General features: G+C 66.7%; 11 protein-coding genes. 5 read left to right on the forward strand and 6 right to left on the reverse strand.

What is annotated here, in order from left to right:
• Positions 1-15: 15 nt before the first annotated feature.
• The 4 genes from NA5_RS12005 to ctaD all read right to left on the reverse strand — a co-directional run bounded on the left by NA5_RS12005 (position 16) and on the right by ctaD (position 4888).
• Complete coding sequence (locus tag NA5_RS12005) at positions 16-849, reverse strand: ABC transporter ATP-binding protein (RefSeq protein WP_062984994.1); 834 nt, start codon at positions 847-849, stop codon at positions 16-18.
• Positions 850-855: 6 nt separating this feature from the next.
• Positions 856-1680 (reverse strand): peptidyl-tRNA hydrolase, encoded by an 825-nt coding sequence (locus NA5_RS12010; protein WP_062984996.1) that lies wholly within the window; start codon positions 1678-1680, stop codon positions 856-858.
• A gap of 107 nt (positions 1681-1787) precedes the next feature.
• The gene (gene serB, locus NA5_RS12015) at positions 1788-3011 is read right to left on the reverse strand and encodes a phosphoserine phosphatase SerB (protein ID WP_062984998.1); all 1224 of its coding nucleotides are present in this window, start codon (positions 3009-3011) and stop codon (positions 1788-1790) included.
• Between the two features lie 134 nt (positions 3012-3145).
• On the reverse strand, positions 3146-4888 hold the full coding sequence (gene ctaD / locus NA5_RS12020) for an aa3-type cytochrome oxidase subunit I (RefSeq protein ID WP_062985000.1): 1743 nt from the start codon (positions 4886-4888) through the stop codon (positions 3146-3148).
• A 304-nt stretch (positions 4889-5192) separates the two neighbouring features.
• Between ctaD and NA5_RS12025 the strand changes: the two genes are divergently transcribed.
• From NA5_RS12025 to NA5_RS12045, 5 genes are all read left to right on the forward strand, one after another.
• On the forward strand, positions 5193-5990 hold the full coding sequence (locus tag NA5_RS12025; RefSeq protein WP_062985002.1) for a VOC family protein: 798 nt from the start codon (positions 5193-5195) through the stop codon (positions 5988-5990).
• Between the two features lie 136 nt (positions 5991-6126).
• Positions 6127-7260 (forward strand): ABC transporter substrate-binding protein, encoded by a 1134-nt coding sequence (locus NA5_RS12030; protein WP_084484058.1) that lies wholly within the window; start codon positions 6127-6129, stop codon positions 7258-7260.
• A gap of 390 nt (positions 7261-7650) precedes the next feature.
• Positions 7651-8094 carry a hypothetical protein gene (locus NA5_RS12035; RefSeq protein WP_062985004.1) on the forward strand — a complete coding sequence of 148 codons (444 nt, stop codon included), beginning with the start codon at positions 7651-7653 and terminating at the stop codon, positions 8092-8094.
• Between the two features lie 237 nt (positions 8095-8331).
• The gene (locus tag NA5_RS12040; RefSeq protein WP_062985006.1) at positions 8332-21636 is read left to right on the forward strand and encodes a non-ribosomal peptide synthetase; all 13305 of its coding nucleotides are present in this window, start codon (positions 8332-8334) and stop codon (positions 21634-21636) included.
• A 173-nt stretch (positions 21637-21809) separates the two neighbouring features.
• Positions 21810-22745 (forward strand): dioxygenase family protein, encoded by a 936-nt coding sequence (locus tag NA5_RS12045; protein ID WP_062985008.1) that lies wholly within the window; start codon positions 21810-21812, stop codon positions 22743-22745.
• Between the two features lie 55 nt (positions 22746-22800).
• On the opposite strand, the gene NA5_RS12050 is transcribed toward NA5_RS12045, so the two are convergent.
• Both NA5_RS12050 and NA5_RS12055 read right to left on the reverse strand, forming a co-directional pair.
• On the reverse strand, positions 22801-23214 hold the full coding sequence (locus NA5_RS12050) for a DUF7144 family membrane protein (protein WP_062985010.1): 414 nt from the start codon (positions 23212-23214) through the stop codon (positions 22801-22803).
• An 88-nt stretch (positions 23215-23302) separates the two neighbouring features.
• On the reverse strand, positions 23303-25423 hold the full coding sequence (locus tag NA5_RS12055; protein WP_084484059.1) for an MMPL family transporter: 2121 nt from the start codon (positions 25421-25423) through the stop codon (positions 23303-23305).
• Between the last annotated feature and the right edge of the window lie 162 nt (positions 25424-25585).

A 25585-nucleotide genomic window follows, 5' to 3' on the forward strand; every position in this document is an offset into this window, starting at 1 on the left:
ATCCCGATCACGACATCAGCGCGAACGGTGCCGCCCCAAGCGACGCGCGCGACGCGCGAAGTACCGACCATCGACGCGATCCAGCGCGATCGACTGTCGGAAGGCCTCGCTCAGGTTCTCGGCGGTCAGTACATCCGGCAGCAAACCCTGCGCGACGACCGCGCCCTCGTTCAGCAGCAGTCCATGGGTGAAGCCCGGCGGGATCTCCTCCACATGGTGGGTCACCAGGACCATGGCGGGTGAGTCGGGATCCGAGGCCAGGTCGCCGAGGCGTTCCACCAACTCCTCACGCCCGCCCAGATCCAGACCAGCGGCGGGCTCGTCGAGCAGCAGCAGCTCTGGATCGGTCATCATCGCGCGGGCGATCAGCACCCGCTTGCGCTCCCCCTCGGACAGGGTCCCGTAGGTGCGATCGGAAAGGTGTTCGGCACCGAGGCTTTCGAGCATATCGATGGCGCGGTCGGTATCGACATCGTCGTAACGCTCGCGCCAGCGCCCGAGGACCGCGTAACCGGCGGAGACCACCAGATCGCTGACCTTCTCTTCGCGCGGAATCCGGCTGGCCACCGCGGCCGAGGACCAGCCGATGCGCGGTCGCAACTCGCTGACATCGGTTTTGCCGATGACCTCACCGAGCAGATGGGCGGTGCCCGAGGTCGGATGCACTTCGGCGGCGGCCATGCGGAGCAGCGAGGTCTTGCCCGCGCCGTTGGGTCCGAGGACCACCCAGCGTTCGTCGAGCTCGACCTGCCAGGTGACCGGGCCGACGAGGGTGTGACCCGAGCGTCGGATGGTCACGTCGGTGAAATCAATGAGCAGATCGGGATCCGGTTGTGGCACGGGCTCCATCTTGGCTCAAATGCGCGGTGTTCGTACGACCGACCCATGCCCAGGCACCGCGATCACAGTTATCGAACCCGGCGCGACTTCGGTGAAACCGGCGTCGCGCACCGCGACGGCCTGCCCACGAGACACCTGCTCGCACAGCGACGCCCACTGCTGCGGTCCGGATTCGCGCACCGCGCATCGGAACTCGCGCCGCGACCACCGCAGCGCCTCCTCCGCGGTGAGCGCACCGGCGAGCAACATGCTGGCGTGACCGACCTGTGCGGCGGCCTTGCCGAGCGTCATGCCGAGTTTCGCGTTCACCCACAGCACCGGCAGGTCGGGGTCGGCCGGGCCGGGATCGTCGTGTTCGAGGTCGGTGCCGTTGATCTGCAGCCGCCTGATCCGCGCATCGACCTCGCCGACCGGCCCGGGCACGAACGCCCGCGCCTGCGCACCGTCCACCTCGACGGTCACCCCGTCGACCTCGTTCGCGGCCAGCCACTGCGCACCGCGTGCCCGCCGCGCCACCTTGCGGATCCGGGACCGCTTCCAGGCCAGGAACCGTTGCTCCCACACTCCCTCGGGCCCGACCCGCTCATCCAGGCACAGCGCCACCGTGGCCGCCGCCGCGGCCTCCAGCAGCGCACTGCGTCGCGGCGGATCGATCTTCGGAATGTGCAGCACCATCTGCATGGCCTGCACCAGGGCGGGATCATCCGGATCGCCGAGACCGCCGTAGCCGCGCGCCAGCTCCGCATGCCGAATGCGGAAACCCGCTATGCCCGTGGACGATTCGGCCGCTGCGCCAGCACCGTCCCGGAGTCCGGCGGCGCTCTCCGGGATACTCGACATCACTCCACCTCGATCGTCAACGAAAACTGCCGTGCGGACGAGACACCGGTCTCCCGGACGTCCTCGAGTGCAAGCTTCGAAACGCCCGCCGCATTCCCGCGCGTGACTCAGCTTCCGACGAGCGGCACCCGACGGATTCCGCCGTCGCGGGCGTCGGCGGCCTCCACTTCGTCACGGGTCACGCCGAGGATGAACAGGATCGCGTCCAGGTAGGGGTGCGACAGGGCCGCGTCGGCGACCTCGCGCAATGCGGGCTTGGCATTGAAAGCGACACCGAGCCCGGCCGCATTGAGCATGTCGATGTCGTTGGCGCCGTCGCCGACCGCCACGGTCTGCTCAATCGGCACCCCCGCCTCCGCCGCGAACTTGCGCAGCGCGGTGGCCTTGAAGGCACGGTCGACGATCTCGCCGACCACCCGACCGGTCAGCTTGCCGTCCACGATCTCGAGCGTGTTCGCCTGCACGAAGTCCAATTCCAGTTCGTGCGCGAGTGGTTCGATCACCTGGCGGAAGCCGCCCGAGACGACACCGCAGCGGAATCCGATGCGACGCAAGGTCCGAATGGTGGTGCGCGCGCCCGGGGTCAGCGCGATCCGTTCGGCGACCTCCTCGATCACCGATTCGTCCAGGCCCTCGAGGGTCGCCACCCGCTGACGCAGCGATTCGGCGAAGTCGATTTCACCGCGCATGGCCGCCTCGGTGACCTCCCGAACCTGATCCTCCACCCCGGCGTGCGCGGCGAGCATCTCGATCACCTCGCCCTGGATCAGGGTCGAATCGACGTCGAAGACGATGAGCCGCTTGGCCCGGCGGGCCAGTCCGGCCCGCTCCACCGCGACGTCCACCTGTTCGGCGACGGCGACCTCGGCCAGCGCCGTGCGCAGTCGGGCATCGGAATCCGGTCCGGTATCGGTCGCGGTGACCAGGAGTTCCATCCCGGTCACCGGGTAGTCGGCAATGCCGCGGATGGTGTCGATATTGGCGCCGAGGGCGGCGAGCTGACGGGAGACCGAGCTGAATGCGCGCGCGGTCACCGGCGCGCCGAGGATGACCACAGCGTGCGTGGACATCGGCTGCCTGCCGATCTGTGCGTCGACCTCAACGTCGACATGCATGCCGACGGTATTCATCGCCTCTTCGAGCTCGTCCTGCAGCGCCTCCGGATCGCTCGGGCAGGTGACCAGCACGCCGAGAGTCAGTCGGCCACGGATGACGACCTGCTCCACATCCAGCAGGCTCACATGATGCCGCGACATCGCCGCGAGCAGCACGGAGGTCACACCGGGCCGGTCGGGTCCGGTGACGGTGACGAGGACGGTGGTGTCGGCCAACTGAGGTGCTCCAAGTTAGTTGTTTGCCGTAGCTGTGCTGGACCCCGATGTCGCAACGCTGCGGTTGGTGCTTGTCCCACAAATGAGTGTGCACCCACTGATGATCAGTAGGTGCACACTCATCGATCGGAATGCTAGTGCTTTGCCAGGGCGCCTTCATGCACCTCGGTGGCATGTTTGCCCGAACCCCAGCCCACGTGGGCCTCGGCCCGCATCCGCTCGACCATGTGCGGGTAGTGCAGTTCGAATGCCGGTCGCTCGGAACGGATGCGGGGCAGTTCGTAGAAGTTGTGCCGTGGCGGCGGGCAGGTGGTGGCCCACTCCAGCGAGTTGCCGTAACCCCACGGATCATCCACGGTGACCACTTCGCCGTAGCGGTAGCTCTTGAAGACATTCCAGATGAACGGCAGCATCGACGCGCCCAGGATGAAGGCGCCGATCGTGGAAATGGTGTTGAGCGTGGTGAATCCGTCAGTGGGCAGGTAGTCGGCGTAGCGGCGCGGCATGCCCTCTGCGCCGAGCCAGTGCTGCACCAGGAAGGTGGTGTGGAAGCCGATGAAGGTCGTCCAGAAGTGCCACTTGCCCAAGCGCTCGTCCAGCATCCGCCCGGTGATCTTGGGGAACCAGAAGTAGATACCGGCATAGGTGGCGAACACGATGGTGCCGAAGAGCACGTAGTGGAAGTGTGCGACCACGAAGTAGGAGTCCGTCACGTGGAAGTCCAGCGGCGGTGAGGCGAGGATGACACCGGACAGGCCGCCGAAGAGGAAGGTGACCAGGAAGCCGAGGGAGAACAGCATCGGTGTCTCGAAGGTCAGCTGGCCGCGCCACATGGTGCCGATCCAGTTGAAGAACTTCACACCGGTCGGGACGGCGATCAGGAAGGTCATGAACGAGAAGTACGGCAGCAGCACCGCACCGGTGGCGTACATGTGGTGCGCCCACACCGCGATCGACAGTGCCGCGATGCCGAGGGTCGCGTAGACCAGCGTGGTGTAACCGAAGATCGGCTTACGCGAGAAGACCGGGAAGATCTCCGAGACGATGCCGAAGAACGGCAGCGCGATGATGTACACCTCGGGGTGGCCGAAGAACCAGAACAGGTGCTGGTAGAGCAGGATGCCGCCGGTGGCCGGGTCGTAGATGTGGCCGCCGAGGTGGCGGTCGTAGGCGAGGCCGAACAGCGCGGCGGTCAGCAGCGGGAAGGCGAGCAGCACGAGAACGCTGGTGACGGCGATGTTCCAGGTGAAGATCGGCAGCCGGAACATGGTCATACCGGGGGCGCGCAGGCAGACCACGGTGGTCAGCATGTTGACGCCACCGAGGATGGTGCCCAGACCGGAGACCGCGAGGCCGAGGATCCACAGGTCGGTGCCGACGCCGGGCGAGTGCAGGATGTCGGTCAGCGGCACGTACGCCGTCCAACCGAAGTCCGCGGCGCCGCCGGGGGTGATGAAGCCCGCGGTCGCCATGGTCGCGCCGAATGCGTACAGCCAGTAGCTGAAGGCATTCAGTCGCGGGAAGGCGACATCCGGTGCGCCGATCTGCAGCGGCAGGACGATATTGGCGAAGCCGAACACGATCGCGGTCGCGTAGAACAGCAGCATGATCGTGCCGTGCATGGTGAACAGCTGGTTGAACTGCTCCGGGGACAGGAACTGCAGACCCGGCCGGGCCAGCTCACCACGCATCAGCAGGGCCATCAGACCGCCGATGAGGAAGAACGCCATCGAGGTGGTCAGGTACATGACACCGAGGACCTTGGGGTCGGTGGTGGTGACCATCTTGACGATGAACGAGCCCTTCGGCCCGGTCCGAGCCGGATACGGCCGAGTCGCTTCCAACTGAGGGACTGGCTTTGGCTCTACGGCAGTCACTGATCCTCCTGAAAGGTGCCTTTAGGTCGCTCCGCAGGCTCCGCTGCTCGCATCCGACCCGCTACCGGGGACAGACGAGGAGTTCGCTTGCGCTCCTGAGATCGTAAACCGTGCCGTCGCAGCCATCCGGCACGGGTCCTACTCTGTGTCGTATTTCGCTGGACAGGCGACCGAGCCCAGCGAACCCGGCGATCATAAGCGTGCCGACCATTTCGAACACCAGCAGTCGCAAGCGATGACTTTCCAGAGCGGCCGACGTCTCTATCGGTGACAGTGATCCACCCTCTGCAAGGAGACCCCACTCATGACTGCATCCAAGACCGGCGATCCCTGTTGGGTCGACATCTACACCTCCGATCCGGAAGGCGCCATTGCCTTCTACGGCCAGTTGTTCGGCTGGACCGCCGAGCGCGCGGGCGAGGAGTTCGGCGGCTACATCACCTTCCGCAAGGACGGCAAGGCCGTCGCGGGCGGCATGGGCAAGACAGGCGACGGTGTCGAGGGGCCCGATCAATGGACGGTCTACCTCGCCTCCCCCGATGCCAAGGCCACCGCCGACGCGGCGGTCGCACATGGCGGCGCGGTCGTCGTGCCGCCCATGGATGTCGGCGATCTCGGCGTGATGGCCGTGCTCGGCGATATCGGCGGCGCGGGCGTCGGCATCTGGCAGACCGGCACCTTCGGCGGATTCGAGGCCATCGGCATCGCCTCGGGCGGCAAATGGAGCGACCACGTCGGCATACCGTCCTGGTTCGAACTGCACACTCGTGATTACGCCCGCTCGCTCGACTTCTACCGCGACGTCTTCGGCTGGAGCGACACCTTCACCATCTCCGACACTCCGGAGTTCCGCTACACCACCATTCACGGCAGCACCCCGATGCTCGGCGGTGTCATGGACGCCTCGATGTTCCTGCCCGATGGCGTACCGGCGGGCTGGAAGATCTACTTCGGCGCCGATGACGTCGACGCGGCCGTCGGCAAGGTCGTCGACCTGGGCGGCACCGTGCTGGCCGAGCCCGAGAACACCCCGTACGGTCGGCTCGCGCAGGTCGCCGATCCGACCGGGGCGCGTTTCAGCATCGGCGGCAACGCCGCGTGATCGAGCCGACGACCGCGCGTGATCCGCTGTCCGACAGCGCGATTGCGCGCGGTCGCGCCTCGCTGGCAGGGTGCGACCTGTGCGCGGTGGTGGCCTTCGCGTCCCGGCACACATCGCACGCGGTACCCTCACCCGCATGCCGGTGAGCGCCCTTGTTCGGACCCGAAACCGCACCGTTGGCGACTGCTCGCAGGTCGCTCGAAACCGCACAGACTCCCCCCGATACGGCACCGCCAGCAAGCGCGCGGTCCGGCACGGGTGCGCCGCGGTCGCCCTGCTGTGCGCCGCATTGCTCGTCGCGGGCTGCAGTCAGCAGGACGACGCCAGCTCGATCATTCGCACCACGACGAATATCGCGGGCGCGGGTGTGGTCGGCCTGGAGCGCGACACCTCGCAGGCCTGCCCGCTGCCGAGCGCACCCGATCCGTCGAACGGCAAGACCCGCACCGTCACCCACGCCGCGGGCACCTCGGAGGTGCCCGCGGATCCGCAGCGCGTCGTGGTGCTTTCCACCTCCGCATTGGACGCCGCCTGCGCGGTCGGCCTGTGGGAGCGAGTCGTCGGCGCGGTCCCGATCGATGGACCCCGCTCGCAGCCCATGTATCTCGGTTACGGCGTGCTGAAGATTCCCGCCGTCGGTTCGGCGGCACAACCCGATCTCGGGCAGATCGCCGCCCTGCGTCCCGATCTGATCATCGGCGATATTTCCAGCGGCCCAGGCGGTTTCGCCGCATTGCAGGCGATCGCGCCGACCGTGCTCGCCGATCCCGGCAGCGGTTGGCAGACCGAATTCAGCACGCTCGCAGCGGGTCTCGGCCGCCGCACCGCCGCGGCAACAGCATTGGAGAACTACCGCAACGAGGCACGCGAGACCGGTAATGCCCTGGGCGCCAGCCAGTCCCAGGCCTCGGTGGTCCGCTTCACCGCCGATCAGAATCAGGTCCAGGGCAGCAATAGCTTCGCGGGACAGGTCCTCGCCGATGTGGGCGTACAGCGGCCGACCGCGCAGCGCGGCCGCTCCTTCGAGGTGAGCGAGAAGGACCTGATCAAAGTCGAGGGCGACATCATCTACGTCATCTTCGCGGGCGAAGCCGGTACAGAGCACGGTAAAACGGTGCTGCGCAGCGATGCATGGAAAGATCTCGGCGCCTCCGCCGATAAGCGCGTCTTCGCGGTCGAAGACACCGTGTGGCACGGTGACGGGCTGACCGCGGCCCGCGCAATGCTCGCCGACCTGCGCAGCAGCCTGAACGGTTTCGTCACCGACTGAATCTTTGGCCGCGCCTCCGGCGCGGCGTGTGCTCTGTTCTTGGCCGCGCGGGCGCGGCGTGTTCGCGGCCCCCTGGTGTCTCGCGTCCGAGCGGCCGAGACTCGCGCCTGCGGCGCATGCGCTTCGGCCACTCGGCTGAGTCGATGGCCGCGCCTGCGCGCGGACGCGAGACGGGCCGCGAACGTCGCTCGTAAGACTCGCTCCGCGGTAGTTGCGAGTGGCTTGAACGGTTCGTCACCGACTGAGTCTTCGGCTGCGACACACCTTGGGTATGAATTCGCTCACCCTTGGAGTGCTCCCACCAGCGCTTGGGTAGCTGTCGCCAACCCCTCCCGGCAGCGAGATTAGAAGGGCACCGAGAACAAGACGGAACCTGTGAGGGGATCACTAATGAGCACTCTGGTCGCAACGCCCGCCACCAACGTCATCCAGCTGCAGCCGCGCCTGCGCAACGCCGATGTGGTCGCCGGTAACCCCGGGTCGCTCGCCGATGTCGAGCTGGATCGCTGGGCGAACCGGCTGGCCCGGCTGCTGATCGCCCGCGGCGCCACCGCCCACACCCGGATCGCGCTGGCGATCGAGCCGCAGATCGAGGCGACCGTGTCCGCGGCCGCCGTGCGCAAGCTCCGCGCGACCCCGGCCCAGCTGGCCGACGACGCCGCCGCGGTCCATGGTGCGGCCATCGGCATCACCACCAGGGCCCGCCGCGCGGAGCTCTCCGACGCCATCGACTGGCTGATCCTGGACGACCGTTCGACGCTGCAGCGCTACCTGGTCAGCTCGGATGCACCGATCACCGACGCCGAGCGGCTCGCACCGCGGAAGTCCGCCTGACCTGGAAGCACCCCGGCGCGCCCGAACCTGGAGGTTCGGGCGCGCTGCGGCGTGAGCGAGGGGACCAGAGGCGGCAGCGCAGCTCAACCACGCAGGGCGCCGGGAACGCCGCCAGTCGAGCACAGTGTTGTGAAACGGCTTCGGTGGGCTCGGTGCCGGTCCAAAATGAATCTAGCTACGCGACGGTCGGGACCAGCGGTGGACAACCGTGTCAGACGTCAGAATGCAGGTCTGCTTATGCATGAGTCATCGTCTTCGAGCTCGACAACCGACAACGAGGGCGCGTTCCCGTTATCGGCGGCCCAGCGCGGCATCTGGTTCGCCCAGCACATCGCGGGTGATACGCCTATTTCGATCGCGCAGTACGTCGAACTGGTCGGCGAACTCGACCTCGACGCACTGGCGGAGGCCGCACGCCGGACCGGACGGGAATTCGGCACCGGCTATATCCGGCTGGTCGATGTCGATGGTCAGCCGTACCAGTACATCGACACCTCCTTGGCGGACGAACCGCTCGTCATCGATCTACGAGACGAGCCCGATCCGGTCGCGGCGGCGCAGGCCTGGATGCGCGCGGAGTACGCCGCACCGCTGGATCTCATGCGCGACCGGCTGGTCTCGATGGCCATGCTGCGGATCGCCGACGATCGCTGGTTCTGGTACTCGCGCATGCACCACATCGTGCTGGACGGCATGGGGGCACTCGCCCTGGTCCAGCGGACCGGCGAGATCTACAACGCGCTCGTCGAAGGTAAAGAGCCTCCTCCCGGCAAGGCCGAACCGCTGCAGAAGATCGTCGACGCCGATCTGGCCTACCGCAGCTCGGACCGATTCGAGGCCGATCGCGAGTACTGGCGCGAGCATTTGGCGGGCATGGCCGATCCGGTCAATCTCGCGGGCCGGGAGGCCGAGGTCGACGCACCGCCGAACCGAGTCTCGGGTGCGCTGCCGTCGGCGACGGCCGAATTGCTCGATACCGTTGCGAAGGCGGCCGATTCGGGTGTCGCGCCGACGATTGTCGCCGGATTCGGCGCTTATCTCGCCGCGATGACCGGTGCACCGGAGGTGATCCTGAGCCTGCCGGTTTCGGCGCGCACGACGGCCTCGCTGCGCCGCTCCGGTGGCATGGTCGCCAATGTCGTTCCGCTCCGTCTCACCTTGACGCCGACCACGACGGTGGGATCGGTCATCGGGGCCACGCAGCGCGAGCTGACCGGTGCGCTGCGCAGGCAGCGCTACCGGCAGGAGGATATCGTCCGCGACCTGGGCTGGGCGATGGACGAGGCCACGTCCTTCGGTCCGGCCGTGAATTTGATGATGGTGGACACCAGGATTCAGCTCGGCGCGGTCACCGGCCGACTGCACGTGCTGACCTCCGGGTTGATCGATGATCTGTTCCTCAACCTGTATCCGGGCGTGGGCGGCGAGAGCACCCATATCGATCTGCAGGGCAATGGGAACCTTTACAGCACAGAGGAATTGGCGGCGCACCACGCGCGCTTCCTGATGTTCCTGCACCGCTTCCTCGCCGCCGGACCGGATGCGCCGCTGTGCACCGTCCATGTTGCCTCCGAGGAGGAACAGAGTCGGCTGGTACCCGCACGCGGCCCCGAGGGAGTAGCCGCGCGCACGCTACCCGAACTCATTGCGGCCGGTGTGGCACTCGATCCGGAAGCGGTGGCGCTGCGGTACGGCGATACCCAGATGACCTACCGCGAGGTCGACGAATATACGAACCGTCTGGCCCGGGTGCTGATCGCCGCGGGCGCCGGACCCGAACGCACCGTGGCGATTTCGATTCCGCGTTCGGCCGAATCGGTGCTCGCGACGCTGGCGGTGGCGAAATCCGGTGCCGCATTCGTACCCATCGACCCGACCTATCCGGCCGACCGGATCGAGCATATGGTCGGCGACAGCGGTGTCGTCGCGGGTGTCACCGTGGGGGCGGCCCGAAAGTCATTGCCGGACCGGGTGAATTGGCTGGTCCTGGACGACGACGCGACCGGCGACACGGTGGCGGCACACGATTCGGCGGCGGTCACCGATGCCGATCGCCGGATGCCGGTGCATCTGGATCAGATCGCCTACATCATCTACACCTCCGGCTCGACCGGACTGCCCAAGGGCGTGCTGGTGTCCCACCGCGGCCTGGCGAATCTGGTCACCGGTTCCGGCGCGGGCTTCGGGGTATCCGCCGCCGATTCTGTTGTGGCACATGCTGTTTCACCGAGCTTCGATATCTCGGTGGAGGAAATCTTCGTCACCCTCGCGGCGGGCGCGACACTGGCCGTTGTGCCGCCGTCGGCGTATGCGGGCGAGGAGATGGCCGAAGTGCTGCGCGCCCACCGCGTCACACATCTGAATGTGACTCCGGCGGTGGTGGGATCCCTGGATCCGGCGACGCTGCCGGAACTGCGCACGATCGTGGTCGGCGGCGACGCGTGCCCGCCGGAACTGGTGGCCACCTGGTCGGGTCGATCGTTGTTGAACGGCTACGGGCCCACCGAAACCACCATCACCGTGACCTTGAGCGGGCCGCTCAGCCCGGGTGGCCAGGTCACCATCGGCAGTCTCACCCAAGGCGTCAGCGCGGTCGTGCTCGACCCGTGGCTGCGGCCGGTCGCCCGCGGGGCCGTCGGCGAGCTGTACCTCGCCGGTCCCGGCGTGGCACGCGGATATCACCAACGCAATGGCCTGACCGCCAGCCGATTCGTCGCGAACCCGTACGCGCCGGGCGAACGCATGTACCGAACCGGCGATCTCGTGCGCTGGACCGCGCACGATGAACTGGAATACCACGGCCGCAGCGACTTCCAGGTGAAGGTACGCGGGTTCCGCATCGAACTCGGCGAGATCGATGCCGCGCTGCAGCGTCAGCCGGATGTCGATTTCGCGCTCACCATCGGCGCCGAGTCCCCGACCGGTGCGACCGCGTTGGTGGCCTACGTCAAGGGCAAGCCGGGCACCGAGATACATCCGGAAGCGCTGAAAGCGGCCGCCGGTGAGACGCTTCCGGCCTATATGGTCCCGTCCGTCGTCATGGTGCTGGACCATATCCCGTTGACGCCGCTCGGCAAGGTCGACCGCCGGGCACTGCCCGCACCGGATTTCAGTGTTCGCGCGGTCGAGAGCCGGGCGCCGTCCACCCCGCGGGAAGCGGCGCTCGCCGATCTGTTCGCCGACGTGCTCGGACTCGAGAAGGTCGGTGTCGACGAGAGCTTCTTCGCGCTCGGCGGCGACAGCATCGTCTCCATTCAGCTGGTTTCGCGCGCGAAGGCCGCCGGAATCGGCTTCAGTGCGCGAGATGTGTTCGAGCGCAAGACCGTTGCCGCATTGGCGGCAATCGCGACCGAGGTGGGCGCGCAGACGGTGACCGAGCTACCGGGTGGCGGAGTCGGACCGGTCGAGCTCACCCCGATCGTGCACGACATGGTGGAGCACGGCCGGACCTGGGACCGCTTCGGCCAGGCCGTCTTGATCGGTCTCCCCGCCGATTTCGGCCGCGATCAGCTCGGGGCGGCAGTCGAGGCACTCATCGACCACCACGATGTACTTCGCTCGACGCTGCGGCATACCGACACCGGCTGGGAATGGGTTGTGGCCGAACCTGGTTCGGTCGATGTCGATGCGTTGATCGATGTCGTCACGGCCGATGCGGATCTGACCGAGACTTGCGAGCGCGAATTGCAGCGCGCGGCGGATCTGCTCGATCCCGAGGCGGGCGTCGTCGCACGCTTCGTTCTCATCGATCGGGCCGAGGGCGATCCGATGTGCTGGCTGGTGCTGCACCATCTGGTCACCGACGGCATCTCGTGGCGAATCCTGCTGCCGGACTTGGCAATCGCAGCAAGCGGGGGTGCGCTCATGCCGGTCGGCACATCGTTCCGGCGGTGGGCGCACGGTCAGGCCGAGCAGGCGGCCGAGCGCACCGCCGAACTGCCACTGTGGCAGCGCATGCTGGCCACACCCGATCCGGAGATCGGATCGGCGGCACTGGATCCCGCGGTCGATGTCGTCGCCACCATGGGGCAGTACCAGACCACCGTGGAACCGGATATCGCGAATACCGTGCTCTCCACCTTGCCGGACCAATTCCATTGCGGCACAGACGATGTACTGCTCGCCGGGCTCGCACTCGCGGTGAGCCGCTGGCGAGAGCGCAGCACCGCACTGCTCACCCTGGAGGGCCACGGTCGCTCCGAGACGATCCTGCCCGGCGCCGATATCGCCCGCACCGTCGGCTGGTTCACCAACATCTACCCGGTGGCCATCGACGTAACCGGCATCGATCTCGACGACGCATTCGTCGGTGACAGCGCGGCGGGTACCGCGATCAAGGCGATCAAGGAACAGCTGCGGGCGGTGCCGGACAAGGGCATCGGCTACGGCATGCTGCGCTATCAGAATCCGGAGACCGCCGCCGCCCTCGCGGACGCGCCGACACCGCAGCTGAGCTTCAACTATCTCGGCCGGGCGCTCACTGGTGGACATGCGGGACCTTGGCTCCCACAGCGTTTCGCCGCCACCCAGAACGACACCGCACCGATGGCCGCGGTCGTCGATATCAATGCCGTACTCACCGATGTCGGACTGGAGGTCACCTGGGCCTACGCCTCCCGGCTGCTGGACGAGGCGGATGTGCGCGAACTGGCCGAGCTCTGGTCGCAGGCGCTGCGGGCACTGGCCATCCACGCCACCTCGCCCGGCGCGGGTGGGCGCACACCATCGGACTTCGAACTCGTCGCGGTGCGACAACAGCAGATCGACAGCTGGGAAAGCCGCTATCCGAACCTCATGGATGTCTGGCCGCTCTCGCCGCTGCAATACGGCCTGCTCTTCCACGCGCTCTACGACTCCGACACCGCCGACGGCTACACCGTGCAATCACTGCTCACCCTGGCGGGCACGGTCGATGCCGATCGATTGCGCAGTGCGGCACAGGCTTTGCTCGAACGGCACGAGAACCTGCGCGTCGCCTTCGTGGAGACCGATGACGGTCCACGCCAGCTCGTCCTCGGCGATGCCGAAATCCGCTGGCAGGATGTGGATCTCACCGACATCGCGGATACCGCCGAACGCGATCGCGAATTGGATCGCCTGATCGCCCTCGATGCCCGCACCCGTTTCGAACTCGCCCGCCCACCACTGATCCGCTTCACCCTGATCCGCACCGCCGCCGATACCTATCGACTGGTGATGACCAATCACCATCTCGTGCTCGACGGCTGGTCGACGCCGCTGCTGGTGCGCGAACTGCTGACGCTCTATGTCATGTCGGGCGACACCTCCGTACTGCCGCCCGCGCACTCGTATCGGGAATTCCTGACCTGGCTCGACGAGCAGGACAATGCCGCCTCGCTCGCGGCATGGACGCAATCGCTGGCCGGCGTGGATTCGCCGACACGCGCGGTCCCGACGTTGGCGGGTATCGAATCCACCGAGACCGGCATGATCTCGCACGATCTGACCCGCGCGACGGTCGAACGGCTGGAGGCCACCGCCCGCGAATCGGGTGCGACGGTGAATACCATGGTGCAGGCCGGGTGGGCCATGCTGCTGGCCATGCTCACCGGCCGCACCGATGTGGTGTTCGGCGGCACCGTTTCCGGTCGGCCGCCGGAGTTGCCCGGTGTCGAAGAGATGGTCGGGCTGTTCATCAATACGCTGCCGGTACGGGTGCAGCTCGATCCGGCCGAGAAGGTCACCGATCTGCTGGCCCGCATCCAGTCCGAGCAGGCGCGGCTGATGGATCATCAGCATGTCGGGCTGGCCGCCATCCACCGGGCTGTCGGCCTCGCCGAATTGTTCGACACCCTGACCGTATTCGAGTCCTATCCCATCGACCGGGAGGCGCTGTCGCGGGCGCTCGATATCGCGGGTATGCGGGTGCTGGACATCGAGGGCACCGACGCGACCCCATATCCCCTGAACCTCATGGTCATTCCGCTGCGCGGCGACGACGGACAGGACACGCTGCGCATCACCTTGAAGTTCATGGCCGACCAGTTGCCGCTCGACGCGGCACAGCCACTGCTGGATCGCTTCGTGCGCCTGCTGATCCAACTGGCCGACAACCCGAATGCCCTTGTCTCCCAACTACAGTACTGCGACGATGCCGAACTCGCCGCGCTGCTTCCGGTGCGTGGCACGGAATCGGCTCCGCCGCAGACGCTTCCGGATGTTCTCTCGGCGGGCGCGCGCATCGATCCGGACGCCATCGCGATCACCGCGGGCGATCTCACCATGAGCTACGGCGAACTCGACGCCTGGTCCAACCGCTTCGCCCGGGTCCTGCTCGGGCGCGGCGTCGGTCGCGAGATCTTCGTCATACTCGCACTCAGCCGATCGCTGGAATCCATTGTGGCCGTGTGGGCCTTGGCCAAGACCGGTGCTGCGTTCCTACCGCTCGATCCGAGCTATCCGGTGGAGCGCATCGAACATATGCTCGCCGACTCCAAGGCCCCGATCGGCGTGACGGTCACCGAGATCGGTGAGACGCTGCCCGGCAGTATCGACTGGCTGCTGCTCGACGACCTCAACACGATTCGACGGGTCATGCTGGTCTCCGACGCACCCATCACCGACGAGGAGCGCGGCGGCCCGATCAATATCGACCAGACCGCCTACCTGATCTATACCTCGGGCTCGACCGGTAAGCCGAAGGCCGTCCTGCTCAGCCACCGTGGCATCGCGAACGTGACCACCGCACAACGGGACACCCTCGAACTCGGTCCCAATACCAGTGTGCTGCAGGTGATGTCGCCGAGTTTCGACGCATCGGTCTTCGAACTGCTGATGGCTCACTGCGCGGGTGGCCGCCTGGTGGTATCGCCACCGGATGTCTACGGCGGCGCCGATCTCGAACGCCTGCTGCGCAGTGAACGGGTCACCCACGCCGTGATCACGCCGTCGGCGCTGGCCACCATGGAGCCGACCGACCTCGACGACCTGCGAGTGCTCTCGGTCGCGGGCGAAGCCGCCACCCCCGAAGTGATCGCACGCTGGGCGGTCGAGCGGCGCATGGTGAATCTTTACGGCCCCACCGAATTCAGCATCTGGGCAACCGGCCCAGCCGAACTGCTGCCGGATGAACCGGTCACCATCGGCGGGCCGATCCGTGGTACCGAGAATCTCGTACTCGATACCTGGTTGCGTCCGGTTCCGGTGGGCATCGCCGGTGAGCTGTACCTGGCCGGTCCTGGCCTGGCCCGCGGCTATTTCAATCGTTTCGAGATGACCGCGGCCCGGTTCATCGCCAATCCGTATGGTGCGCCCGGTGAGCGGATGTATCGCACCGGTGACATGGTCCGCTGGGTCACCGGTGCGGATGGCGCGCTCGTGCTCGAGTATTTGGGGCGCAGTGACTTCCAGGTCAAAATCCGTGGTCTGCGCATCGAACTCGGTGAAATCGATGCCGTGCTCTCGCGCGACGAACAGGTCGAATACGCAGTGACCATCGGCCTCACCGGGCCCGCGGGCGCGACCGTGCTGGTCTCGTATGTTCTGCCGACCGCCGGTACCGAACTGGATACCGAGCGACTGCGCGTCCAGGTGGCGGCCGAGCTGCCCGGCTATATGGTGCCCGGATACCTGGTCGTGCTCGATGACATCCCGCTGACCCCGGTCGGCAAGCTGGATCGCAAAGCCCTTCCGGTGCCGGACTTCTCGGCGACGCAGCGGCCGTATCTCGCGCCGCGGACACCGGTCGAACAGGCCGTCGCCGAGGTATTCGGCGAGGTACTCGGCAGCGAGCAGGTGAGTGTCGACCAGTCGTTCTTCGAACTCGGCGGCAATTCGCTCAGCGCGACCAAAGTTGTCGCCCGGATCAACTCGTCCCTCGGCTCGACCATCGCGCTGCGCGATCTGTTCGACGCGCCGACGGTGGCCCAGCTGTCCGCGCGGGTCATCCCGGCCACCGACGGTAAGCCGGGTCGGTTCGCGCTGGCACCGCGAATCCGTCCGGACCGAGTTCCGTTGTCCCCGGCCCAGCAGCGCATGTGGGTACTCAACCGGATGGATCCCACCTCACCCGCCTACAACATCGCGGTCGCCCTACGACTCACCGGAAACCTCGATGTGGCTGCGATGCAACACGCGCTGGCCGATGTGGTGCAGCGGCACGAGAGTCTGCGCACCATCTACCCCGCCGACGCCGAGGGACCCCGTCAGGTGGTGATCGGTACCGCGGCGGCCGCGCCGGAGTTGACCGTGGTCGACGCCGAAGACACCGCCGCCCTGCGTCATCGGATCAATGCCTTGGCGGGCACCGGATTCGATATCACCAAGGAACCGCCGCTGCGGGTGGGCATCTTCCGCATCGCCGAGGGCGCCGGTGCGGACGGCAAGTGTTTGTTGCCGGTGTCCTCCAGCCCCACGGTAGGCATTCCGCCGGTGGCTTCGCATGCGTCGATGGACGTTGCGCCGGTGTCGTCGAGTCCCGTGATGGCCGAGGCACCGGTCGTGGCCGAAGCGCCGTCGGTGCATGTCGTCGTGCTCGTAGTTCATCACATCAGCGCCGATGGCGCCTCGATGGCGCCGTTGGCGGCCGACCTGGTCGCCGCGTACTCCGAACGGACCAGCGGGAACGGCACGACCCGCGTGCCGCTCACCGTGCAGTACGCCGATTTCGCGATGTGGCATCGGGAGTTGCTCGGTAGCGAGTCGGATCCGGAATCGCTTGCGGCACGGCAGATCCGGTATTGGACCGATACCCTCGCCGGTGCGCCGGATGTGTTGGAACTGCCCGCCGATCGCCCCCGCCCGGCGGTGCAGTCGATGCGCAGCGCCGATGTCGATTTCACGCTGGACGCGCAATTGCACAGCGGCATAATCGAATTCGCTGCCGTGAACAATGTCAGCGTCTTCATGGTCGTGCACGCCGCGCTCGCGGTACTGCTGGCCCGGCTCGGCGGTACCGACGATGTCGTGATCGGCACGCCCGTCGCGGGGCGTGGCGAGGAGGCGCTCGACGACCTCGTCGGCATGTTCGTCAATACGCTGGCACTGCGCACGCCGGTCGATCCGGGAACCGGATTCCGGCAGTTCCTCGCGACCGTGCGGGCCACGGATCTGGATGCCTTCGGCAATGCCGACGTGCCGTTCGAACGGCTCGTCCAGGTGCTCAACCCGACCAGATCGACCGCACACCATCCGATATTCCAGGTGTCGCTGTCACTGCAGAACTTCGTCGAACCAGTCCTGGAACTGCCCGGATTGCGCTTCGAGGTGGAGGATTTCGATCGCGGTGCCTCGCAATTCGATCTGACGCTCGATCTGCGTGAACGTTTCACTGCCGACGGTCCCGACGGCGTCGAGGGTGTATTGACCTACGCGACGGATCTTTTCGATGGAGCCACCGTGGCGACCTTCGCCGACCGATGGCGTCGCGTGCTCGCCGCGATCGTCGCGGATATCGATGTCGCCCTGGCCGATATCGATATCCTCGCCGAATCCGAACGCACCGAGCTGGTTCCGGTACGCGGCACCGAGACCGCGGGGACCACTACACTCACCCAGGCACTCGCCGCCTCCGCCACGTCCTATCCGGACCGCCCGGCCCTGGTCGTCGACGGACGCACGACGACATACCGTGAACTCGACGCCCAGTCGAACCGGTTGGCCCGGCTGCTGCTCGAGGCGGGCATCGGCACGGAAACCGTGGTGGCGCTGGGTCTGCCCCGCTCCGCCGAGCTACTGATCGGCATGTGGGCGGCTGCCAAGGCCGGTGCGGCCTTCCTGCCGGTCGATCCGAAACACCCGGTGGACCGCATCGATCACATGCTCACCGATTCCGGTGCCCGGGTCGGCCTGACCCTCGCCGCCTACCGGCCGCTGCTGCCCGACAGCACCGAGTGGCTAGTGCTCGACGATGCCGAATTCAGTGCGCGCGAACGGGCGACAAGTGACGTGGCTTTGTCCACGGGACCGATCCGTCCGGACAACCCGGCCTGGATGATCTACACCTCGGGTTCGACCGGAACACCCAAGGGCGTCTCCGTTTCCCATCGCGGTATCGCCGACCTCATTGCGGCACAACGCGAATCGCTCGGCGTGGACGAGACCTCGCGGGTACTGCAGGTCGCCTCACCGAGTTTCGACGCATCGGTTTTCGAGGCGCTGATGGCATTCGGCTCCGGCGGCGCGTCGGTGGTGGCACCGCCGGAGGTCTTCGGCGGTAGCGCACTGGCCGAATTGATTGCCGCCGAACAGGTCACGCATATGGTGATCACGCCATCGGCACTGGCCACCATCGATCCCGCCGAGGTGTCGAGTGTGCGCGTGCTCGCGGTGGCGGGCGAGGCGGTCGGCGCCGAACTGGTCGAACGCTGGTGCGACGGCCGGACCATGCTGAACCTGTACGGTCCGACCGAATTCACCATCTGGGCAACGGGTTCCGCGCCGCTTGCCGCGGGCACGCCGGTCACCATCGGTGCGCCCATTCGAGGTGCGGCCGTGCTGGTCCTCGATGATCGGCTGCGTCCGGTCCCCGTCGGAGTCGCGGGCGAGCTGTACCTCGCGGGCTCCGCACTGGCCCGCTGCTATCACGCCCGACCGAGCCTGACCGCCGCACGCTTCATCGCGAACCCATACGGCGGCCCCGGCGAACTCATGTACCGCACCGGTGACCTGGTGCGCTGGGTCCGAGCGGCCGGACTGGAGCTGGAGTACATCGGCCGCACCGACTTCCAGGTTAAGGTGCGCGGTCAGCGCATCGAGTTGGGTGAGATCGATGCGGTTCTCGGTCGCGCGGACGGGGTCGACTTCGCCGTCACACTCGGCGTTCCCGGTCCCACCGGAGCCACGGCGCTCGCGGCGTATCTCGTGCGCAAGCCCGGTGTCGAATTCGATATCGCTCGGGTGCGTGCGTTCGCCGCCGATACCTTGCCCGCGTATATGGTGCCCGCCGCATTCGTGGTCATGGATGCCATCCCGCTCAATGCCGTGGGCAAACTCGACCGACGAGCCTTGCCGGAACCGGAATTCATTGTCGAGCAGACCGAGTACCGCGCTCCGACGACGCCGACGGAGGAGATCCTGGCGCAGATCTACGCCGAGTTGCTCGATCGCGACAAGGTCGGCGTCGATGATTCGTTCTTCGCGCTCGGCGGCGACAGCATCATGGCGATCAAACTGGTCTCCCGTGCGAAATTGCACGGCATCCAGTGCACGCCGCTGCAGGTCTTCGAACATCGCACGGTGGCGGCATTGGCCGCTGTGGTGGCGATGCCGGTCGCGGCGCTCGACGAACTGCCCGGCGGCGGAATCGGCGAGTTGCCGCTCACCCCTGGCGTGCGCGAACTGGTCGAGCGTGGCGGCGATATCGACCGCTGCGCGCAATCGGTGGTGCTGGAACTTCCGGTCGGCATCGAGCGAGCACAGCTCGTCGCGACACTCGCCGCCGTGGTCGATCGGCACGACATACTGCGCTCGCGGCTCTGGCAGGCCGAGGACGGCTGGCACTGGCGGGTCGATGAGCCGGGCTCGGTCGATGTCGACGCGCTGGTGCACCGCATCGAATACGACGCCGCCGCCGACGCGCTCGATCTGCGCGAATACGCGGCCACCGAACTGAATTCCGCGGCAGACCGGCTTTCCCCGGCGAATGGCATTGTGCTGCAAGCTGTGTGGCTGGATCCGATCGGCGATGCCGGGGCCAGGACGCGATCGGGACGACTGATCGTGGTGGCGCACCGCCTCGCCGTCGACAGTGCGTCGTGGCGAATTCTGGTGGCGGACTCGGTCGCCGCATGGGCGCAGGTATCGGTCGGGAACGCACCGGTCCTCGCCGATGTCGGCACGTCGATGCGCCGATGGTCGCATGCCCTCGTCGACGAGGCAGGGACCGAGCGTCGCAGCGCCGAACTCGCCTATTGGCAAGGCATGATCGCCGGTCCCGATCCGCTGATCGGTTCCCGCGAGCTCGATCCGGCGATCGATCGAGCGCACACAACACGCTCGGTCGAATTCGAGGTATCCGAGGAGGTCAGCACCGCACTGCTCAGCACACTGCCGAAACTGTTCCAGGCAACGGTGACCGACGCCCTGCTCGCCACGCTGGCCTTGGCGCTGGTGCGGTGGCGGAATGTGAGCGAACCGACGACCCTGCTGCGTTTGGCGGGCGATGGCAGGCAGGATGTGATCCCGGGTGCGGACCTGAATCGCACACTCGGCTGGTTCACGAACAGCTATCCGGCTCGGCTGGATCTGTCCGCGATCGATATCGATGATGCCTGTGCGGGCGGTGCGGCGATGGGCGCGGCGATCCGCGCGATCAAACATCAACTGCTCGCGATACCGGACCAGGGCATCGGATACGGGATGCTGCGCTACCTCAATCCCGCTACGGCAGAACATCTTCCGTCTCGACCCCCGGGCCGTATCAGCTTCGAATACCTCGGTCGGCACACCGACGTCGATATTCCCGCCGGACTCGAGGGGCTCGGCTGGTCTCCGACCGAGGAATTCGGGGATCTGCACGCGCATGCGCATCCGGAACTCCCCGTCGCATCCGCGATCGAGATCAGCGCTGTCGTCATCGACGATCGGTTGCACGCCGATCTCCGCTTCCCTGAAACACTCGTGGATCGCTCCGAGATAGCCGATCTGGCCGTGCTCTGGTTCGAGATGCTCGGCGCGGCAGCTCATTTCGTGCATACTCCGGCCGCACAGCGCGCCGCCGACGACGAAGCCGCGACCATCGCCGCACAGGTGGCGGCCCGCGAAACCGCCGCCGCGCCGGGCGGACTCGGTCTCGATGTGCTGCTGCCGATCCGGCTCGGCGGCACCGAGCCCGCGCTGTTCTGCATCCACTCCTCGTCCGGAATGTCCTGGAGCTACCTGGGATTGGCGGAACGACTGCGGCCAGGTCGCCCGATCTATGGCCTACAGGCACCGGAACTCAGCGGCCGCGAACCGGCGGCACGCTCCATCGAGGAGTCCGCCGACCGATACATCCGCGAAATCCGCGCCGTCCAGCCGACCGGGCCGTACCATCTGCTCGGCTGGTCCTTCGGTGGTCTCATCGCGCACGCCATGGCGGCGAAACTGCAGGCCGAGGGCGAAACCGTCGGTGTCGTCGCCCTGCTGGACACCGACCACGCCGATATCGACAGCGACTCCATCGAAGAGCTGTCCGCGGGCGCATTCGTCAATACCTTCGGCGCGATCTTCGGCATCGATGACGTACCCGCCGACGCGAGCGCCGAGGAAGCCGCCGCACTCATCGAAGCCCGGCTCGGTGTGGAACTGATCGACGCCGAGATCATCGAGCGAATGGCGGCTTCCTACAACGCGTCCGCGCGCACCCGCACCGGTTACCACCGCCCGGTGTACCGCGGTGACCTGCTCTATTTCAGTGCCACCGTGGACAGCTCCGATATCGTCGGGCCGCACGGTTGGCGGCCATACGCCACCGGGAGAGTGGTCAACCACGATATCGATGTCGCGCACAACGACCTGACCTCACCGCACGCACTCTCGATCATCGCGCCGGTACTAGATGAACATCTCGCGGCGGTGCCGTCATCGGAACCGGGCACATGAAGGTGGCGGTCGGCATTGCTCACGACTCCGCCGTGCCCAATTGGGCGCTGTGTTGGTGGTTCACTCGCTGGCCGCTCGCTCACAGCTTGTTCCCAGCCCAGGCCCACATGCCGCCTAGCCAGCGTCCATAACGTCACGGTCGACAGCTGATCGCGACGACGGAAGGACAACGAGTGAGCGCACAGCCCGCGCACCGCGGCGACGTGCACGAGCACGATCTCGGACTCGCCCACGATATGAAGGTGATGTCGCGCCGCCGCGCCCTGGTCTTCTTCGGCGCCGCCGGGGCGGCGACGGTGGCGGCGGGCTGCGCATCGGCGACGACCACCTCCGCCACCACGGCCGCCGCCAGTACGACGACCACCAGCACCGGCACGGTCACCGCCGCGCCGCAGGAGACCGCGGGCCCGTACCCGGGCGACGGCTCCAACGGGCCCAATGTGCTGATTCAATCCGGCGTGGTCCGATCCGAGATCACGACCAGCTTCGGCTCGTATTCAGGTGTCGCACAGGGCGTTCCGATGACACTGCGATTGAAGCTGCAGGACTTGGCCAAGAACGGCGCCGCGGGTGCGGGCATGGCTGTCTACGTCTGGCATTGCGACCGTTCCGGCGAATACTCGCTCTACGGCAAGAGCGTTACCGACCAGAATTATCTGCGCGGCGTGCAAGTCGCGGATGCCAATGGCGAGGTGAGCTTCACCTCGATCTTTCCGGCCTGCTACTCCGGGCGCTGGCCGCATATCCATTTCGAGGTCTACGACTCGCTCGGCACCGCCGTCGCGGGCGATAACGCCCGCCTGACCTCACAGATCGCACTGCCGCAGGACGTATGCAGCACCGTCTTCGCCGCCGACTCCGGATACGCACAGAGCATCAGCAACCTTTCCCAGATCTCACTCGCCTCCGACAACGTCTTCGGCGATGGCTGGGATGCCGAAATGGCCACGGTCACCGGCACACCGAGTTCGGGTATGACCGTTTCGATCACCATCGGCGTCGCCGAGAAATCGCAGAACACCCAGTCCGGCGGCGGGGGCACGCCGCCGGGCCGAGGCGGTCCCCGCGGACAAGGTGGCCCGGGTGGACCGCCGCCGCGCACCAGGTAGGCAAACAAATCGGCCCCTACCCGTACCCGACGGGCGGGGGCCGAGAACGCGAAACCTATCGGACGACTGTGCTATCCGCCCCGATTTGCCGCGCCAGCGCCCAGATCACCAGCACATCGAGCGCGATCATCACCAACGACCAGAACGGGTACATCGGCGCGAACAGGAAGTTGTCCAGCAGGCTGACCGAGGCCATCACGATACCCGCGAGATAAGCCCAGGTCTGTCCGGTGACAATGCCGATGCCCGCGATAATGATCAGCACCGCGATCACCAGGTGGACCCAGCCCCAGGCCGAGACGTTCACCTGGAAAACCTGATCCTCGGTCAAGACGAAGAGGTCACGCTTGGCGATGGCCGCGATGGCGGCGAGCAGATGCAGCAGGCCGGTGATCAGAAGCAATACGCCCGCGAAGATCGTCATGTCGTTGAGCGCGGGTCCGGTCTTGGTCGGGCCGGGACTGGTCATAACACACCCTCCTTGGCGAAACGCGTGGTAACCGACGGCCACAACGTAACCCCTCGACGCGCCTGCAATGCGGCAGCGCGGCGGCGGGTCATTTACTGAGACTGATCTCCGGCTCGGGTTCCGGCGCCACACGCGGCCGGGCCAGCGCACTCGGCCACCAGATCCGGTCGCCGATATCCAGCGTCAGGGCGGTGACCAGGATCGAACGCACGATCACGGTATCGAGCAGCACACCGATGGCGATGACAATGCCCATTTCGGCGAAGGTCACCACCGGCATGGTCGCGAATACCGCGAATGTACCTGCCAGCACAAGTCCGGCCGAGGTGATTACGCCGCCCGTCGCGGCCAAACCGATGAGTGCGCCCGCCTTGGTGCGATGTTTGATCGCCTCCTCGTGCACCCGCGACATCAGGAAGATGTTGTAGTCGATGCCGAGTGCCACCAGGAAGACGAAGGTCAGCAGCGGCAGTCCGGCGTCGGCGCCGGTGAAACCGGCCAGATCGAAGATCCAGCGGCTGAGCCCGAGCGCGGCGAAATAGGACAGCACCACGGTCGCCGTGAGCAGGATCGGTGCGGCCACCGCGCGCAACAGCACCATCAGGATCGCCATCACGATGGCGAGCACCACCCGCACGATGACCCGATTATCATGTGCCACAGCGCGTTTGATGTCCAGCACGACGGCGGTTTGGCCGCCGACCCTGGCCTGCGGATCAACCGCGTGCACGGCCGCGCGCACCCGGTCGATGGTGGCCTCGGCGGCCCGACTGTCCGGCGGATCGGTGAGCGTGCCCTCCAGATAGGCCAGATCGCCCTTGACGATCGGTCGCGAGGGCGCCGTAATACCGGGTGTCGAGCCCAAGGCGGTAGCGACCGCATCGATGCGTCCGGATGAGGCCACCACCATTACCGGCTGACCGGTGCCCGCCTCGAAATGACGCTCCAGCACCTCGGTTCCGGTGACCGCGGCGGACGACCCGACGAAGGCGTCCTTATTCGCGATGCCCTCGGCCTCCAGCCCGCTGGCGCCGAGTGCGAGTGCGCCGAGTGCCAGCGTGGTGCCGATCCAGACGGTGCGCGGCCGCCGGGCAATGGCGAATCCGACGCGCGCCCAAATGCCCGATTCGGTTTCGTTGACCGTGCCGAAATTCGGATGCCGCGGCCAGAAGATCCACCGGCCGACGATCACCAACAGCGCGGGCAGCAGCGTCAACATCGCCAGCAGCGCCACCGTGATTCCGATGGCACAGACCGGACCGATGCCCTTGGTGGAGTTCATTTCGGCAACCAGCAGCGCCAACATCGACACGATCACGGTGCAACCGCTGGCCAGCACCGCCGGTCCGGCGCGGTGCAGTGCGACCGCCATCGCATCGTGTTTATCGGGATGGCGGCGTAGTTCCTCGCGATAGCGCGCAACCAACAGCAACGCATAATCGGTGCCCGCGCCGAAGACCAGGACGGTGAGGACGGCCTGGCTCTGCGCGTTGACGGTCAGACCGACCTTGGTCGCGCCGAATACCGCGGCCTGCGATATCACCAGCGCGAAACCGACGGTGATCAGTGGAAACACCCACAGCATCGGACCGTAGGTGAGCAGCAGAATGACGATGACGACCGCGGCGGCCGAGTACAGCAGCAGGCCGTCGATATCGTTGAAAACCTCGCCGAATTCGGCCGCGAAACCGGCCGGTCCGGTGGCATAGAAGGACAATCCGTCGGGTCGCTCGCCCGCCGCGTCATTGATCGCACCGACCACATTCGTCAGGCGGTTCCAGCCCTCCGATCCCATCGAGATCGGCACCATAATTTCCAGCGCCTGACCATCGCCGGACTGAATCGGGCCGAGCACCTTATCCGGCACCACATGCTCGACCTGCCGGAACCGGTTGGCATCGGCGCCGACCGCTAGTCGATCGGCATCGGTGATCCCGTCGCGGCGCTCGTATACCAGCACCACCGGAACGTCGTCGCTATTGCCGAATCGCTCGGCCAGCTTGAATGCCTGGGTGGATTCGGCGCTGTCCGGCAGCCAGGTGACATTGTCGTTCTTCTGTGCGCCGGTGAGCTTTCCGGCAAAGGTGCCGAGTGCCAACAGGGCGATGATCCAGACGCCGAGCACCACCCATTTGCTCCGACGGCCACTCGGCACCCGCGCGAGTCGGCCGAGCAGATCGGACATATCCGGGTCGGTCGGTGCGGACATCGGGCCCCCTCGGTAGCCGCCACTCGGTCGGACCGATGCTACTGCCGGGTTCCGACATCCGCGAGTGAAAAGGTGATGCTGCGCCTATACGGCGCGATGCGTGGATTTCGCGGCGCGTGCCGCACAATGGGTGCCGCACGCGGTGCTCACCGGCGCATCTGC

Source organism: Nocardia anaemiae NBRC 100462, from assembly GCF_001612725.1.
Taxonomy (GTDB): domain Bacteria; phylum Actinomycetota; class Actinomycetes; order Mycobacteriales; family Mycobacteriaceae; genus Nocardia; species Nocardia anaemiae.

What these genes read in the sequence shown, in the direction of transcription:
- NA5_RS12050 (WP_062985010.1), bottom strand. Translation starts at nt 23,214, where the DNA reads ATGACCAGTCCCGGCCCGACCAAGACCGGACCCGCGCTCAACGACATG.
- NA5_RS12035 (WP_062985004.1), top strand. Translation starts at nt 7,651, where the DNA reads ATGAGCACTCTGGTCGCAACGCCCGCCACCAACGTCATCCAGCTGCAG.
- NA5_RS12030 (WP_084484058.1), top strand. Translation starts at nt 6,127, where the DNA reads ATGCCGGTGAGCGCCCTTGTTCGGACCCGAAACCGCACCGTTGGCGAC.
- NA5_RS12025 (WP_062985002.1), top strand. Translation starts at nt 5,193, where the DNA reads ATGACTGCATCCAAGACCGGCGATCCCTGTTGGGTCGACATCTACACC.
- NA5_RS12005 (WP_062984994.1), bottom strand. Translation starts at nt 849, where the DNA reads ATGGAGCCCGTGCCACAACCGGATCCCGATCTGCTCATTGATTTCACC.
- NA5_RS12040 (WP_062985006.1), top strand. Translation starts at nt 8,332, where the DNA reads ATGCATGAGTCATCGTCTTCGAGCTCGACAACCGACAACGAGGGCGCG.
- NA5_RS12010 (WP_062984996.1), bottom strand. Translation starts at nt 1,680, where the DNA reads ATGTCGAGTATCCCGGAGAGCGCCGCCGGACTCCGGGACGGTGCTGGC.
- NA5_RS12055 (WP_084484059.1), bottom strand. Translation starts at nt 25,423, where the DNA reads ATGTCCGCACCGACCGACCCGGATATGTCCGATCTGCTCGGCCGACTC.